Consider the following 14,520-nt stretch of genomic DNA (forward strand, 5'->3'; position numbering starts at 1 on the left):
CGCCCCCATGCGCGACGACCGGGGTCTGGACGACCCGCCCCCCACGCTCGACGAGCTGCTTTCCGAGCCGATCGTCCGTCTTCTGATGCGCCGCGACGGCGTGGAGGAGGGCGAGGTGCGCAGGCTGATCGCGCGGGTCGCCCTCCGCCGGAAGCGCTAGAGTCCTTTCAGGATCAGGTTGGGCAGGATGCTGTTGTCCCACTCGGGCGACTTGGGCGGATTGTCTCCGACCCGCAGGACGATCAGCCGCTTGGACGGCACGATGTAGACCACCTGGTTGGAGTTGCCGCAGAAGAGATAGAGGTCGTCGGCGGCGTAGGGCTCGCTGTGCAGGATCTTGGGCCAGGGCGTGTCGGGCGCGGCCCAGCCGCGGCGCTCCGCGTAGGGCGCGCCGATGTAGACGCCGAGGCCATAGTGCGGGTTCTGCTCGGTCGGGGTGCGCATCTCTCCGACATAGCCCTCGGGCAGCAGGCGCTTTCCGGCATGGACGCCGTCGTCGATCAGTAGAATGGCGAGACGCAGCCAGCTTTCGGCCGGCAACAGGATGCAGCAGCCGGAGTGGGCCAGGCCGCCCGGACGGTCGACCCAGATCTGGCCTCCCGGCGCCTCGATGGGCCTCAGCACCTCTTCGGAGATGAACTCGGCGTAGCGACGGCCGGTGGCGCGCTCGATCACCAGGGCCACCAGTTCGGAGGTGGCGTTGGCGTAGTCGTAGCGGCTGCCCGGCGTGTTCACGAGCGGGTAGTCGTTGATCAGGATGTCGTCGTGGCGCGGGTGCAGATAGGCCCGGTTCAGCACGTTGGCCGGATCGGTGCTGAAGCCCTGCGGCAGGAAGCCGGTGCGCATGTCGAGCGTATGGCGCACCAGGATGTCGGCCTTGGGCGTGCCCCTCCACTCGGTGATGAAGTCGGCGAGCGACTGGTCCAGCGACTTGATGACGCCCAGGTCGAGGGCGCGGCCGATGGCGACGGCGGTCAGTGGCTTGGCCAGCGACTTGGACGCCAGCAGGGACGGGCGGGTCGCGCCTGCGAAATAGGTCTCGCGTTCCAGCACGCCGTCGCGCCAGACCATGAAGGCCTTTGCATTGCTGTCACGGGCGTAGGCCTCGGCCGAGTCGAGGGCGGCGGCGTCGATCGTGGCCGGCGAGGCGGCGGGAATCAGCGTGCGCCCGGCCGCGCCAGGCACGGGCTCGAGCGTGTCGTAAGTCTCCTGCGGCGCATTGGCGGCGGCCTGAAAGCGCTGAAGATACAAGGACTCGTCGGCTGACGTTACGGAAGTTTCAGCGCTCATTTCGGGCTCCGACGTTATGTGAGCCTGACCGTAAATCCACGAATTGCCACTTCGTTGACCGCGTGGTCAAATATCCGCCCTGCGAAAGAGCAGGCGACGCACAAAAGACGACTCCGACCGTTGCGGGGCTTCGTTGCGCTATCCGGCGAACGGATAGTCGGGACGTGGTTTCCGCCAGACCCCCGCCGCCACGGTCTGGAGTTCGCGTGAATCTGGAGGAGGCGTTTCGATGGAAAAAGGTGTGCCGATCAGGGCCATCAGCCGCTGCATCTCGGTGCTGCAGGCGATCAACCGGCGTGGTTCGCTGTCGATGATGGAGATCGCCCAGACCTCGGGCGTTCCCTATCCGACGGCCTGCCGCATCGTGCAGACGCTGCTGCACGAGAAGCTGATCGAGCGGGAGCCGGCGCGGAAGCGCTATCGACCGACCATGCTGGTGCAGTCGCTGTCGCACGGGTTCCAGGAGAGCGATCGCCTGGTGGCCTGCGCCCGCCCGCACATCGTCGACCTGACGGCCAAGGTGACCTGGCCGGTGTCGATCGCCACGCGCGTCGGCCAGCAGATGATGATCCGCGACTCGACGCACACGATGACGTCGCTGACGCTGAACAACTACTATCCGGGCTACACCCTGCCGATCCTGGAGAGCGCCGCGGGCAAGGCCTATCTCGCCTTCGCCTCGCCGGAGGAGCAGGCGGCTATCCTGGAGGCCTATCGCTCCGGCGAGGGCCAAGTCGATCCGCTGACCCTGCAATACGCGGAGTCCGGCGGCATGTTCGCCGACATCGCCGAGGCGGGCGTGGCCACCAAGGGCCGCAACCCCTACACCGCCACCCCCGGCAAGACCTCGTCGATCGGTGCGCCGATCTTCAACAGCGAGGGCGTCTGTGGGGCGCTGGTGCTGGTGTTCTTCTCTTCGTCGATGAAGATGCCCGACGCCGTCAAGCAGTACGGCGACAAGCTGAAGATCGCCGCGGCGGCCATCAGCCGCGACCTGTCGGAGCCGCTGTCCCGCGCCGCCTGATGGCGGTGCGGTCAGGGCTTTTCCTTGGGCGTTTCCCATTGCGGATAGCGTCCCATCAGGAGGATCAGCGCGCCGCTGGCGACAAAGCCGGCGGCCGCGATCGCCAGGGCGCGGCCGTAGCCGCCGTCGTGGTCGTAGAGCGCGCCGATCCCGATCGCGCCGATCGGCACGCCCAGGGAGATCGCCACGCCGATCAGGGCGTAGACGGCGCCGTACGAGCGCATGCCGAAGTAGCGGGCGACGAAGAAGGCGGCGACGTCGACCTCGCCGCCCTGCGCCGCGCCGATCAGCAGCACGGCCAGCACCGCCAGCGGCCACTGGCCGTGCCCGATCGCCAGCAGGCCCACGCCCAGCGCCGGCAGGACCAGCGCGATGGCGGCGGGGATCGGCGCCCAGAAGCGATCGACCGCCCAGCCGACGACGATCCGCCCCAGGGCGACCGACACGGCCAGCAGGGCCACCAGCCAGCCGGCGGCCTGGGCGTCCAGGCCCTGGTCGGTGAGGATCGGCTGCAGTTGGCTGATGACGCCGGTCAGGCCCGCCGTGGCCAGCAGGATGGCCAGGGCCAGGATCCAGAAACGGCCGGTCTTCAGCGCCTGGCCGGCGGTCAGGCCGACCTGAGCCACCTGCCGGGCGGCGGCGATCTCGCCCTCGGTCGCGCCTTTCCTGGCCAGCCAGCGGGGACGCTCCCACAGGGCCAGGAACACGGTGGGCAGGGCGACGAAGATCGACAGCGCCGCCAGCGCCGCGTAGCCGCCGCGCCAGCCGTGATGGGTGATGACGAAGTTCAGCAGCGGGGCGCTCAGCGACGCGACCAGCGACACGCCAGTCAGGGTCAGGCCCAGCGACAGGCCGCGGCCCTTTTCGAACCAGGTGTTGACCGCCCGGGTGTAGCCGATCGGCCCGGTGCCGCTGCCCAGGATCACCAGCAGGGCGAAGAGGCCGTAGAAGGCGCCCAGCGACGGCGGCATGGCCGCGAGCATGGCGTAGACGGCGGCCAGCAGGGCGATGGAGACCATCGCCACCGGCCGCACGCCCACCTTGTCGATCAGCCAGCCCAGCACCGGGGCGACGAACAGGGCCGCCAGGGCCGCGCCCTGGGCCTGGGCGATCTGGCCGCGCGTCCAGCCGAGATCGGCCTGCAAGGCCTTCACGAACAGCGAGCCGACATACTGCTGCAGGCTGATGCCGCAGCCCACCCCGACCCCGGCCGCCAGCACCACGCGCCAGCCCCTGCGGAATTCGTCCCGAACCTCGCTCACGCGTCACATCCCCCGGGCCGTCTGGCCCCTATGTCCCCAGTCGAGCATCCGACGGCCCGCGCGCGGCGCGCCATCGTTTCGCGCGGGCTGATCGACAGGCGGGGAGGGCGCGCGCGAAGGCGGCGTCCGATGCGCCCCGGCTTCACAACAGACCTCAGTTTCTTCCCACGGAGTTTCCCATGGCGGACGCCAGCGACGCAGCGATCTTCGGCCCCTCGAAGGCGGCTTTGGCTTTCCTTGGCGAGGCCCATGGCCAGCTGATCGGCGAGACTTTCGTCGAGGGGCGGGGCGAGACCCTGATCGAGGTCGAGGATCCGGCGAGCGAGCAGGTGATCGCCAAGGTGCGTGCGACCTCGGTCGAGGACCTGGACCTGGCCGTGGCCGCCGCCCGCAAGGCCTTCAAGGGCTGGAGCCGGACCTCCGGCGCCGATCGCGCCCGGATCATGCTGCGCTTCGCCGACCTCCTGGAGCGCGACGCCGACCAACTGGCCGAGATCGAGACGCTGGAGAACGGCATGCCGATCGCGCTGTCGGGGGCGACCATCAAGGGATTCTGCGCCGACTACGTGCGCTACTACGCGGGCCTGGCCACCAAGCTGGAGGGCTCGACCATCCCGGCGCGGGCCAACGGCCGCGAGGCGCTGGACCTCCTCGTCTACACCGTGCGCGAGCCGGTGGGCGTGGTCGGGGCGATCGTGCCGTGGAACGTGCCGGTGTCGATGATCATCCTCAAGCTGGCGCCGGCCCTGGCCTCGGGCTGCACGCTCGTCTTGAAGAGCGCCGAGCTGACGCCGCTGACCTCGATCCTGGTGGCGCGGCTGTGGCTGGAGGCCGGCGGCCCGCCCGGCGTGTTCAACCTGATCCACGGCCTGGGCCACGAGATCGGCGCGGCGCTGGTTTCCCATCCGGGCGTCGACAAGATCACCTTCACCGGCTCGACGGCCGTGGGCAAGGAGATCGTCCGCGCCGTCAGCCATGATCTCAAGCGCGTCACCCTGGAGCTGGGCGGCAAGTCGCCGTTCGTGATCTTCCCCGACGCCGACCTGGCCGACGCCATCCCGTCGGCGGCTATGGCCTGCTTCTTCCTGTCGGGCCAGAACTGCATGGCCGGTACGCGCCTCTTCGTGCACGAGAAGGTGCTGGAGCCGGTGCTGGAGGGCCTGGCCCAGACGGCGGCCTGGCTGAAGGTCGGGCCCGGCCTTGATCCGACGACGATGATCGGCCCGCTGGTCTCGGCCCGGCAGAAGGGCAGGGTGCTTGAGCATGTCGAGGCCGCGGCGGCCGAGGGCGCGCGCCTGGCCTATGCCGGCGGCGTGCCGGCCGGTCCGGGGCACTATGTGGCCCCGACCGTCTATGCGGACGTCACCCCCGACATGCGCCTGGCGCGGGAAGAGGTGTTCGGGCCGGTGCTGGGCGTGCAGAGCTTCGGCGACGATGACGAGGCCCTGCTGTCGGCGATCAACGCCACGACCTACGGCCTGTCGGGCTCGGTCTGGACCAAGGACCTGTCGCGCGCCCACCGCATGGCCCGCGCCATCGACAGCGGCCAGGTGGGCGTCAACATCCACGCGGCGCTGAGCCCCGAGACCCCGTTCGGCGGCAACCGCCAGTCGGGCTGGGGCCGCGAGTTCGGGCGCGAGGGCATCGACTCGTACCTAAAGACCAAGGCGGTGAGCGTGAACCTCGGGGTGATCCCGGGGTGAGGTTTGGGAACCTCCCCCTGTGGGGGAGGCGATCGCGTTAGCGATCGGTGGGGGGGGGTGACTTCCGGCTCCTCGCAAGCTGAAAACGGCCCCCCTCCGGCCCTTCGGGCCACCTCCCCCAGAGGGGGAGGATCTTGGGGCGCGACCTCGCTGCCTCTCGCGCGAAAGCGCAGAGTTAGTGGAGAGGGCGCGGGGCGTCCGGGCCTCGCCCGGATGTGTGTGTTTCAAATACCGTTTCGACGAGACAGAACGCCCCGCGCGATCGTTGTTCCTCAGGCCGGGACGCGCGGGCCTCTTCCGCCCTTTGTCCCTTCCCCATGCAATGCGCCCCCGTTTCTTGCGGCCAGGCGTGCATGCGGCGCGGACCCTCGGACGGGCGGGAGCCTATTTGGGTAAGCTCCCGATGGCTGGGTTTACGTCCCCCATCCTCATTTGAGCTTTCAGGCCCGGCTCGCGCCGCTCCTTCAGCCCCGCTCGATCGCATCCACGTCGCACGCTTCGGGCCGGATCCTCGCGCCCTCTCCCTGCGACGGGACCCGATGATTATGGCCCGGGTTTCAGTGCGTCTGATTGAGACGTATGAGGAAGTTGCAAGCGGTTGGATTTACTCAGGAGTTTTTGCGGAACGCCGGGGATGGACGCGGCTCTATCCCCGTCCGCCTTCCTGATCCCTCTCCCTCTGGGAGAGGGTTTATTCCAGTCCCTCGACGATCAGGTTGGGCAGCACGGCGTCGTCGAAGTCGAGCCTGGGCCGGCCGATGCGGACGATCACGAGGTCGCGCGAGGGCGAGACGTAGACGCGCTGGCCGCCGAAGCCGTCGAAATAGACCAGATCGTCGGCCAGGAACGGCGCGCCGTGCGGGGCGGCGTAGGCGGTTGAGGGGCCGTAGGTGCGCTTGCCGTTCTCGATCGGCGCGGCGCGCCAGACCAGCAGGCCGTAGGCGGGATTGAGCGGGTTCTCGGCCGTGATGGTCGCGATCCAGTCGGCCGGCAGCACCTGGCGGCCGTCGATGGCGCCGGCGCCGGCGACCAGGCGACCCAGTTGCAGCCAGTCCCGGGCCCGGGCCTGCAGGCCGGCGAAGAAGCGCGGCTCGCCGTCCTCGCGCTCGACCCACAACCGGGCGTCGGACCCGCCCATCGGGCTCCAGAGGGCCTTGGAGAGATAGGTTGCGGCGTCGCCCAGACCCTTGGCCGCGACGGCGCGCGACAAAGCCAGGCCCGCCACCTGGGCGGCGACGTTGTAGTAGTCGAAGACCTCGCCGGAGGGGCGCTGGGCCTGCACCGACAGGGCCGTCTCGCTGATCCTGTCGCCAAGCATCAGGGCCAGGGCGACGGGATCGCCCTTGTCGAGGCTGTGCACCGTCAGGCCCGAGCTCATGCCCAAGAGGTGGCGCAGCGGGATCGCTCCGCGCGGGTCGTCGCGCCATTCGGAAATGTAGAGGCCGACCGGATCGTCGATCGAGGCGATCGCGCCGTCGCGGATGGCCGCGCCGTAGAGCAGGCCCAGGGCCGACTTGTGCATCGAGAAGGTCTCGAACAGGCTCTCGGCGGTGACGTGCGGCGCGTAGGCCTCGTGACGCAGGGCGCCCCCGGACCAGACCAGCAGAGCCAGGCCGTCATGGGCGTCGGAGAAGGCCTGGGCGGCGTCGAGAGAGCCTTGCGAGACCCCGCCCGGAACGACCGGCGAGGCGTCGGGCGCGGCCGCGCCGGCCACCGGGCGCAGAGGGGCGTAGCCGTGGATCTCGTCCACGCCGCGTCCGTTCATCGTCGTCATCCCAAGCCCCTGAAAAGCATCCGTTACGAGCCTTGAATCTAGGCTCTAGCGCGGTTCGCAAACGCCTGCGCGCAAAGGCGCCCGCACAGCGGATAGGCCGTCCGCGACCCCTGTGAATCGAGGATGTGGGGATTAGCGTCGAGGCTGGAATTCCAGCGTCCCGGGGAGTGCGCCATGACCTTCGTCGTCCGTTCGGTCGAACCTCAGACGGAGGGGGCGAAAGCCTTCCTCGCCAAGCGTCGCAAGCAGCTGTTCATCGGCGGCGCCTGGGTCGATGCGGCCGGCGGCGACACCTTCGCGACCAAGGACCCGGCCACCGGCGTGGTGCTGTCCGAGATCGCCAAGGGCGGGGCGGCCGATGTCGACGCTGCCGTGGCGGCCGCCCGCAAGGCCTTCGACGGCGGCGAGTGGCCGTCGCTGACGCCCATGCAGCGCTCGCGCCTGCTGTGGACCCTGGCCGACCTGATCGAGGCCAATATCGACGAGCTGGCCGAGCTGGAGACCCTCGACCAGGGCAAGCCGCTGTACGTCGGCCGCTGGGCCGAGATCCCCGGCGCGGTGAACCAGTTTCGCTACTATGCGGGCCTGGCGACGGCCATCGAGGGGCGAACGATCGACAGCTCGATCAACTACCAGCCGGCCGGCAAGCAGGTGGCCAGCTGGACCCTGCGCGAGCCGGTGGGCGTGGTCGCCGCCATCGTGCCGTGGAACTCGCCGCTGGTGCTGACGGCCATGAAGCTGGCGCCGGCCCTGGCCGCCGGCTGCACCGTGGTGCTGAAGCCTGCCGAGGACACCTCGCTGACCGCCGTGCGGCTTGCCGAGCTGGTGCAGCAGGCCGGCTTCCCGGCGGGGGTGCTGAACCTGGTCACGGGCCTGGGCGGCGAGGCCGGCGCGGCGCTGGCGGCGCACCAGGACGTCGACAAGGTGGCCTTCACCGGCTCGACCCCGACGGGCCGGGCGATCCTCGACGCGGCCAAGGGCAACCTCAAGAAGGTCAGCCTGGAACTGGGCGGCAAGTCGCCGGTGGTGATCCTGCCGGACGCCGACCTGGACCTGGCCATCCCCGGCGCGGCCAACGCCATCTTCTTCAACGCCGGCCAGGTCTGCGTGGCCGGCTCGCGCCTCTACGCCCATCGCTCGATCTACGACCGGGTGGTCGAGGGCGTGGCGGGGCAGGCCAAGGGGCTGCAACTGGGGCACGGCCTGGATCCGGCCACCCACATGGGCCCCTTGGTGTCGCGCAAGCAGGCCGACCGCGTGGCCGGCTTCGTGGCCGGTGCGGCCGCGGCCGGGGCCGAGGTGCTGACCGGCGGCGTCCAGGGCGGCGACGAGGGGACCTTCGTGACGCCGGCCGTGGTCGCCCGCGTGACTCCCGACATGGCCATCGTCCGCGAGGAGGTGTTCGGCCCCGTGGTGGTCGTGCAGGCCTATGACGAGATCGACGAGGTGGTGGCCGCCGCCAACGACAGCGAGTTCGGCCTGGCCGCCAGCATCTGGACCGAGAGCCTGTCGCACGCCCATCGCCTGTCGCGCCGCATCAAGGCCGGCACCGTCTGGATCAACTGCCACTCGATGTACGACAACGCCCTGCCGATCGGCGGGGTCAAGGCCTCGGGCTGGGGGCGCGACAGCGGCCAGGTCGCCCTCGACGGCTACCTGGAATGGAAGACGGTCTGCGCGGTCGTCTGATGAGCCTGGACACTGTCGAGATCGCGATCGGCGATCGCTCCATCGGGCTGGTCGTGGCGCGGCCCGCGGGGGCGCCCAAGGCGGCCATTTCCTTTTCGCACGGGGCCTTTTCGGCGCCGGGCAAGTACGCGGCTCTGCTGGACGGCTGGGCCGCGGCGGGCCTGCTGGTCGCAGCGCCCCTGCACGTGGACAGCACCGACCACCCGCAACGAGAGGTCTACGACCAGGCCGCCGTCTGGCGCACGCGCCTGGAGGACCAGGCCGCGACCCTGGACTGGCTGGCCGAGCAGGGGGCTTTCGGCCTCGCCGCCGCCGGCCACTCGTTCGGCGCCTTGCTTGCCCTGGCGGCCGGCGGAGCCGGCGTGCTGGCGCCGCCCGGCGCGCCGACGCTGGATCCGCGCGTCAAGGCCGTGGTCGCCCTGTCGCCGCCGCCGGCCACGCCGCCGCTGATCGGACCCGAGGGCTTTGCAAGCACCGCCGCGCCGCTGCTGGTGCAGACCGGCGACGCCGACGTGCTGCCGGGCTTCGTCGACGACTGGCGCATGCGCCTGATCGCCTACGAGGCGCCGCCGGCGGGAAACCGCCACGCGCTCGTGCTGCCGGGCGTGGACCACTATTTCGGCGGGCTGATCTGCCGGCCCGAACTGCCCGGTCCGGCCCAGGCGGAGGGCTTCGCACAGGCCCTGGCGGCTTCGGCGGATCTGGTCCTGGCCCATGCCGCCGGCGAGGCTTCGGCGGCCGCCCGCATCGCCGCCCGGTCGAGCGATGCAAGCTTCACCACCCGCTGACCGTTGTGCGGATAGCGGGTCCGACACGCCTTTCAGCCAGGCGCGCCGGGGTTAAAGTCCCTCATCGAAACAAGGTTTTAGAGGTGCCTCATGGACGCTCCGGCCCTGGCCCAACGCGGGCGCGCGTCGCTCGATTTCCAGGCGGGCATATCGAAGGCGACCTTCGGCCTGCACTTCGCCTCCGAGGCGGAACTGGCCATGAAGGGCGTCAACGCCCAGACCATGCCCGACGACATGGATGAACGCCACGCCCTGGTCGTCGAGACCCTCGCCGACTCCAAGATCTTCAAGATCCGCGAGCTGTTCGGCGAATGGGCCTCGCGCACCCACGGCGCCCATTGCGACGAAGCCTTCGAGGAGCGTCGCGCGGTCATCGAGCCCTACCTCAAGAGCCTCGACGAAGGCCCGGCGACGCTGGACTACGGCGACGGCGAGACCCCGCCCAGCTACTGGAGCAAGGTCTGGTTCCACCGCACCACCGGCGGCTGGGACCACATCGACCACACCGGCTACGTCCACGGCGAACTGGTGCACAAACAGCTGGTGGCGCGCGGTTACGGCGGCGACATCTTCGGCCAGCGGCGGGCGGCCGCCCAGCAGGCTCCGCGCCGCGACTACAAGGAGATCCTCGATATCGGCTGCGGCTCGGGCCACTTCACCCAGGCCCTGCAGGAGACCTTCCCGGAAGCCCAGATCACCGGCATCGACTGGTCGGCCCGCATGCTCGAACAGGCCCGCCGCGTGGCCAACGAGAAGGGCTGGAACTGGAAGCTGATGGTCAAGGGCGGCGAGAACTCAGGTTTCGCCGACGAGAGCTTCGATCTCGTGACCACCTTCATCCTGTTCCACGAGGCCCCGCCGCGGATCATCAAGGCGGTGCTGGAAGAGGCGTTCCGGATGCTGAAGCCGGGCGGCGACATCATCATGGCCGATGTGCCGCGCTACGCCGAGATCGATAAGATGGCCTCGTGGCGATACGACTACCTGGCCAAGTGGGGCGGCGAGCCCTACTGGCGCGCCTCGGCCAGCATGGACCTGATCCAGACCTGCAAGGACATCGGCTTCGTCGACGTCGAGGGCGCGACCCAGGCTCCGACCCACTCGTACTACGTGCTGCGCGCTCACAAGCCCGCCTGATCCTTCCGACAACGAGCGAGCGACATGAACGCGATGAACCAGAAGACCTTCGAGCGCCCGATCTCCGAACCGGTGAACCGCCGGATGCTGACCGCCGACCAGATCGACGACCTGGGCGAGGCGATCCTGTCGCTGACCCGCGAGGTCTGGGTGCTGACCGACCGCATCCATGTGCTGGAAGCGGTGCTGGAAAGCCACGGCGTGCTGGCCAATGCGGAGGTCGACGCCTTCCAGCCGGGCCCGGAACTGCAGGCCCAGCTGAACGCCAAGCGCGACGCGATCGTGCAGAACCTGATGCGCGCCCTGCGCGTGGCTCCCGAAGCCCGGAGCTGACGAGGTCCCCGCTGCAACTGCGCAGCGTGTAGCCTGGCGCGGTCCGAAAGGACCGCGCCTTTTTTATTGCAACGGCAGGAACCTCCCCCTGTGGGGGAGGCGATCGCGTAGCGATCGGTGGGGGGAGTGCTTTGGATAATGGATCGGCGCTTCGGAAGCTGAAAACGTCCCCCCACCGGCCTGCGGCCGCCTCCCCCACAGGGGGAGGTTCCTTTGGAACGGCCTCGCTAAGCGCCCTTAAAGCCCCAGCGCCCCGGGGTTCATCACCCCCTTCGGATCCACGGCGGCCTTGACCCCACGCACCAGATCCAGCGCCGGCGCCTCCAGCACATCCGCGTAGGGATACAGCTTGCCGAGTTGGAAGTGCACGGCGCCGTGCTGGGTGTAGAGCGCGATGATCTGGGCCTTGAGCCGGTGCACGAAGGCCGTGGTCTCCGGATCGTCGGCGTACTGGGGCAGGCTGGCCAGGTGCTCGGCCGGCAGGACGCCGGCGTGGTAGGCGGTCTGGGCGCCGGGCCAGTAGAGGGCGACCTCGTAGAGGAAGCCGGACGGGCGCAGCACCTCGAACATGCCGCCGCGCCAGACGCCGCGGGCGGTCATCTCGTCGGCGTGGCTGGCGTAGAGGGCTTCGAGCGCGGTGTGGAAGGCGGCGACCTGGCTGTGCGGCAGGATGCCGTTCAGCGGGGCCCAGCGCTCGCCCTTGGGGCCGAGCACGTTGTAGAGCGGGGCGAACGGCATGCCGCGCACGATGGTCGGCATGGTGTTGGGGATCTCGACCCCCTCGGCCGTCATCAGGGTGCGCAGGCGGTCCAGCCGCGCCTTGGCCTCGCGGTCGTCGACGCCCTCGAGGATGTAGTGGACCATGTACTGCGCCTTGCGCAGGGCGCGGTCGCCGGCCAGGGCCATCTTGCCAAGCTGCTTGAGGCCCGCGACCAGCGACGGCGAGCTCTTCAGCACGGTGAGCGCCATCTGCACGACGGCGGCGTTGTCCTGGCGGGCGATCTGGCCCTGGGCCAGGGGCGCGTCGATGGCGAAGTGCTCGTCGTCGAGCGCCTCGATCGACGCCGCCCGCATGGCGCGGGCCAGGCTGGGCAGGTCGGCGAAGGCGAAGGACGCGCACTGGAAGGCGGGTCGCTTGGCGATCAGCGGCAGGGTGATGCGCGCCTTGATCCCCAGCGCGCCGCAGTCGCCCAGGAACAGGCCGCACAGATCGGGTCCGTACCAGCGGGCGAAGGGCGAGGCGCCGCGGGCGGCCGAGCCGGTGCGCAGCAAGCTCCCGTCGGCGATGACGACATCGACCGACACCGCCGATTCCGCCGAGCTGCCGTAGAGGCCCGAGCCGTGGCTGATGGCGTGCTGCGACATCGACCCGCCGATGGTGGCGGCCAGGCCCGAGAACGGGCCGAAGAACGGCGTGCGCAGGCTTAAGGGATCGAGCGCGTCCTTCAGCTGGGCCCAGGTGACGCCGGCCTCGACGGTGACATAGGCGTCGGTCTGGTTGATCTCGACGATGCGGGACAGGGCCCCGGTGTCGATCAGCACCGTGTCGGCGCGGGTCGCCAGGTAGCCGTCTGTATAGGACGCGCCGCCGCCGCGCGGGACGATGGCGACGCCGTCGGCGGCGGCCTCGCGCACCACGGCCTGAAGCTGCTCCACGTCGGCCGGGCGGACCACGGCCAGCGGCGTTTCCAGCCGGCGGTAGACGTCGGTGGCGAAGGGCAGGGCGGCCTCGCCCGTCAGGACGCCGCCGGCGCCGACGATCGCCTCCAGGCGGGACAGGAGGCCAGCGGTGGCTGGGGCGGTACGCGTCTTGCCGGGCATCAGCTTACTCGATGAGGTCTTGGGATCAGGTCTTGGCGATGTCTTCGATGGTGGCGCGGAAGCGCTCGGCCGTGTCGGCCGCGGCGGCTTCCGAGGCGTCCTTGCGGGCCAGGTAGAAGAGCCTTCCGAGGAAGTCCTGGCGCCAGGCCTCGCGGGCCTCCAGGGCGGCCTGGTCGAGCTGCAGGGCCTCGATCTCGGCGGCCAGGTCCAGGCCCTTGGCGGCGTGGACGCGTTCGGCGGAGTCGAGACGGTCGTGCAGCACGGCCAGTTCGTTGGCCAGGACCATGATCATCGACATGGCCTGGTCGAGGCCGGGGGCCTCGTAGAATTGGGGGCGTTTGCCCTTGGCGTCGCGGATGACGTGCGGGCGCTCGGCCTGCGGAGCGTGGGCGTTCATCGTACTGTTTCCTTGAACTTTGCTCAGGCCTTGCGGGCGATCAGGACTTCCCAGCCGCCGCCGGGGGCGTATTCGCCGGCGGCGAACTCGCGGTCGGAAACCGCCGCGCTGGCGTCCTGGCTGTAGCCGGCGGCCTGCTGGGCGACGAACTCCATGATCGCCATCGGGGCGGTGTCGAACTTGACGCTTTCGGGCGGGAAGCCGGCGGCCTTGGCCAGGGCGACCTGATCGGTCTCGCGCATGGCGCCCCAGAACGGCTCGTTGTTGTACCAGGTCTCGTTGTCCAGGATGAACTGGGTGAACGGGTCCATGTTGTCGAACGGCGGCAGGTCGGCGTGGATCATGTAGCCGCCGGGCGCCAGCAGGCGGTGGCACTCGTTGAAGATGCGCGGCATGGCCTTGCCCGACGTCTCGTGCAGCAGGATGTGGCTGACGATGAGGTCGAACGAGCCGTCCTCGAAGCGGGTCTCCTCGGCGTTCATTTGGGCGAAGTTGACTTCGAGGCCCAGGCCGGCGGCGCGGGCATGCGCGTAGCGCACCTGCGGGGCGGCGACGTCGACGCCCCAGACCTCCGCCTCGGGGAACAGCTCCTTGTAGGGCAGGGTCGAGTGGCCGACCGTGCAGCCCAGGTCCAGGATCCGCTTGGGCTTGAAGCCGTCGAGGCGGCGGTTGACGTAGTTGCAGACCGAGCGGCCCATGTCGTCGTTGAACGGGCCCATGTAGCCCATGGCGTAGAGATAGACGCCGCGGTCGTAGAGGGCGCCCGTCGAGATGTCGTCCGGGGCCACCGCGCCGGCATAGCCGCCAGGCATGCAGTGGATGTCGATCGAGGTGACGTAACGCGGGGTGTCGAATTCCTCCGGCAGATCGAGCTTGCCCTTGGCCGAGGCCGACAGGCCGCGGGCCTTCTCGATCAGCTCGGGCAGTTCACGGTCGATCGTGACGTTGGTCGATTCCCAGAGCAGCTCCTGGGCGATGCGGTTGGCCGCCGCGTAGTGCTGGAAATAGAGGTCCTTGACCATGGCCGAGCGGATGTCGCGGCGGTCGGAAGGGCTGCGGCCATGCTCACGCTCGAAGGCCTTGGCGGCGCGGACGCCGAACACGGGACCCAGGCCCGGCAGCAGACCCTGCTGGATGAACTGCTTGAAGCTCTTGGTGAATTCCTGTCGCGACGCCTCGTCGTGGGTCGGCTTGGGCAGGATCGGGTGATCGACCTGCTGAAAGGTGTTGAGCATCTCGGCGGACATGGCGGCCTCCAAACAGCCGGCCCGGAAGGGCGGCGCGAACTGAGGCTAATCTGAA

Annotated in this window: 13 protein-coding genes; 7 read left to right on the forward strand and 6 right to left on the reverse strand. The window is 69.7% G+C overall.

What is annotated here, in order from left to right; translation table 11 throughout:
- Positions 1-7: 7 nt before the first annotated feature.
- On the forward strand, positions 8-160 hold the full coding sequence (locus DDF62_RS25450; protein ID WP_165832136.1) for a hypothetical protein: 153 nt from the start codon (positions 8-10) through the stop codon (positions 158-160).
- Here DDF62_RS25450 and DDF62_RS00370 read toward each other — a convergent pair.
- Positions 157-1,290, reverse strand: coding sequence for a serine hydrolase domain-containing protein (locus DDF62_RS00370; RefSeq protein ID WP_116487257.1), 1,134 nt, complete (start codon positions 1,288-1,290; stop codon positions 157-159). The genes DDF62_RS25450 and DDF62_RS00370 overlap by 4 nt on opposite strands.
- 229 nt (positions 1,291-1,519) lie before the next feature.
- Between DDF62_RS00370 and DDF62_RS00375 the strand changes: the two genes are divergently transcribed.
- Positions 1,520-2,314 (forward strand): IclR family transcriptional regulator domain-containing protein, encoded by a 795-nt coding sequence (locus DDF62_RS00375; RefSeq protein ID WP_116487258.1) that lies wholly within the window; start codon positions 1,520-1,522, stop codon positions 2,312-2,314.
- An 11-nt stretch (positions 2,315-2,325) separates the two neighbouring features.
- On the opposite strand, the gene DDF62_RS00380 is transcribed toward DDF62_RS00375, so the two are convergent.
- A complete protein-coding gene (locus DDF62_RS00380) occupies positions 2,326-3,576 on the reverse strand; it encodes an MFS transporter (protein ID WP_116487259.1) in 1,251 nt (416 codons plus the stop codon).
- A 179-nt stretch (positions 3,577-3,755) separates the two neighbouring features.
- Here DDF62_RS00380 and DDF62_RS00385 point away from each other — a divergent pair, with 179 nt between their 5' ends.
- Entirely contained in the window at positions 3,756-5,279 is a 1,524-nt protein-coding gene (locus tag DDF62_RS00385; RefSeq protein WP_116487260.1) for an aldehyde dehydrogenase family protein, read from the forward strand.
- Positions 5,280-5,970: 691 nt separating this feature from the next.
- Here DDF62_RS00385 and DDF62_RS00390 read toward each other — a convergent pair.
- Positions 5,971-7,053, reverse strand: coding sequence for a serine hydrolase domain-containing protein (locus DDF62_RS00390; protein WP_116487261.1), 1,083 nt, complete (start codon positions 7,051-7,053; stop codon positions 5,971-5,973).
- A 174-nt stretch (positions 7,054-7,227) separates the two neighbouring features.
- Between DDF62_RS00390 and DDF62_RS00395 the strand changes: the two genes are divergently transcribed.
- The 4 genes from DDF62_RS00395 to DDF62_RS00410 all read left to right on the forward strand — a co-directional run bounded on the left by DDF62_RS00395 (position 7,228) and on the right by DDF62_RS00410 (position 11,000).
- Positions 7,228-8,742: an aldehyde dehydrogenase family protein gene (locus tag DDF62_RS00395; RefSeq protein ID WP_116487262.1), complete on the forward strand. Its 1,515-nt coding sequence runs from the start codon at positions 7,228-7,230 to the stop codon at positions 8,740-8,742.
- Positions 8,742-9,530: an alpha/beta hydrolase gene (locus tag DDF62_RS00400; RefSeq protein ID WP_116487263.1), complete on the forward strand. Its 789-nt coding sequence runs from the start codon at positions 8,742-8,744 to the stop codon at positions 9,528-9,530. The genes DDF62_RS00395 and DDF62_RS00400 overlap by 1 nt, the downstream gene beginning before the upstream one ends.
- Before the next feature lie 90 nt (positions 9,531-9,620).
- The gene (locus tag DDF62_RS00405; RefSeq protein WP_116487264.1) at positions 9,621-10,667 is read left to right on the forward strand and encodes a class I SAM-dependent methyltransferase; all 1,047 of its coding nucleotides are present in this window, start codon (positions 9,621-9,623) and stop codon (positions 10,665-10,667) included.
- Between the two features lie 24 nt (positions 10,668-10,691).
- On the forward strand, positions 10,692-11,000 hold the full coding sequence (locus DDF62_RS00410) for a hypothetical protein (protein ID WP_116487265.1): 309 nt from the start codon (positions 10,692-10,694) through the stop codon (positions 10,998-11,000).
- A 237-nt stretch (positions 11,001-11,237) separates the two neighbouring features.
- On the opposite strand, the gene DDF62_RS00415 is transcribed toward DDF62_RS00410, so the two are convergent.
- From DDF62_RS00415 to DDF62_RS00425, 3 genes are read right to left on the reverse strand one after another with little or no spacing between them, the layout of a single operon-like run.
- On the reverse strand, positions 11,238-12,821 hold the full coding sequence (locus DDF62_RS00415; protein WP_116487266.1) for an FAD-binding oxidoreductase: 1,584 nt from the start codon (positions 12,819-12,821) through the stop codon (positions 11,238-11,240).
- Between the two features lie 25 nt (positions 12,822-12,846).
- On the reverse strand, positions 12,847-13,218 hold the full coding sequence (locus DDF62_RS00420) for a hypothetical protein (RefSeq protein WP_101714787.1): 372 nt from the start codon (positions 13,216-13,218) through the stop codon (positions 12,847-12,849).
- A 23-nt stretch (positions 13,219-13,241) separates the two neighbouring features.
- The gene (locus DDF62_RS00425) at positions 13,242-14,465 is read right to left on the reverse strand and encodes a methyltransferase domain-containing protein (protein WP_208866794.1); all 1,224 of its coding nucleotides are present in this window, start codon (positions 14,463-14,465) and stop codon (positions 13,242-13,244) included.
- Positions 14,466-14,520 lie beyond the last annotated feature (55 nt).

It is taken from the genome of Caulobacter radicis (genome assembly GCF_003094615.1).
GTDB lineage: Bacteria > Pseudomonadota > Alphaproteobacteria > Caulobacterales > Caulobacteraceae > Caulobacter > Caulobacter radicis.

What these genes read in the sequence shown, in the direction of transcription:
- DDF62_RS00420 (WP_101714787.1), bottom strand. Translation starts at nt 13,218, where the DNA reads ATGAACGCCCACGCTCCGCAGGCCGAGCGCCCGCACGTCATCCGCGAC.
- DDF62_RS00425 (WP_208866794.1), bottom strand. Translation starts at nt 14,465, where the DNA reads ATGTCCGCCGAGATGCTCAACACCTTTCAGCAGGTCGATCACCCGATC.
- DDF62_RS00390 (WP_116487261.1), bottom strand. Translation starts at nt 7,053, where the DNA reads ATGACGACGATGAACGGACGCGGCGTGGACGAGATCCACGGCTACGCC.
- DDF62_RS00415 (WP_116487266.1), bottom strand. Translation starts at nt 12,821, where the DNA reads ATGCCCGGCAAGACGCGTACCGCCCCAGCCACCGCTGGCCTCCTGTCC.
- DDF62_RS00410 (WP_116487265.1), top strand. Translation starts at nt 10,692, where the DNA reads ATGAACGCGATGAACCAGAAGACCTTCGAGCGCCCGATCTCCGAACCG.
- DDF62_RS00405 (WP_116487264.1), top strand. Translation starts at nt 9,621, where the DNA reads ATGGACGCTCCGGCCCTGGCCCAACGCGGGCGCGCGTCGCTCGATTTC.
- DDF62_RS00375 (WP_116487258.1), top strand. Translation starts at nt 1,520, where the DNA reads ATGGAAAAAGGTGTGCCGATCAGGGCCATCAGCCGCTGCATCTCGGTG.
- DDF62_RS00370 (WP_116487257.1), bottom strand. Translation starts at nt 1,290, where the DNA reads ATGAGCGCTGAAACTTCCGTAACGTCAGCCGACGAGTCCTTGTATCTT.
- DDF62_RS00385 (WP_116487260.1), top strand. Translation starts at nt 3,756, where the DNA reads ATGGCGGACGCCAGCGACGCAGCGATCTTCGGCCCCTCGAAGGCGGCT.
- DDF62_RS00395 (WP_116487262.1), top strand. Translation starts at nt 7,228, where the DNA reads ATGACCTTCGTCGTCCGTTCGGTCGAACCTCAGACGGAGGGGGCGAAA.
- DDF62_RS25450 (WP_165832136.1), top strand. Translation starts at nt 8, where the DNA reads ATGCGCGACGACCGGGGTCTGGACGACCCGCCCCCCACGCTCGACGAG.
- DDF62_RS00400 (WP_116487263.1), top strand. Translation starts at nt 8,742, where the DNA reads ATGAGCCTGGACACTGTCGAGATCGCGATCGGCGATCGCTCCATCGGG.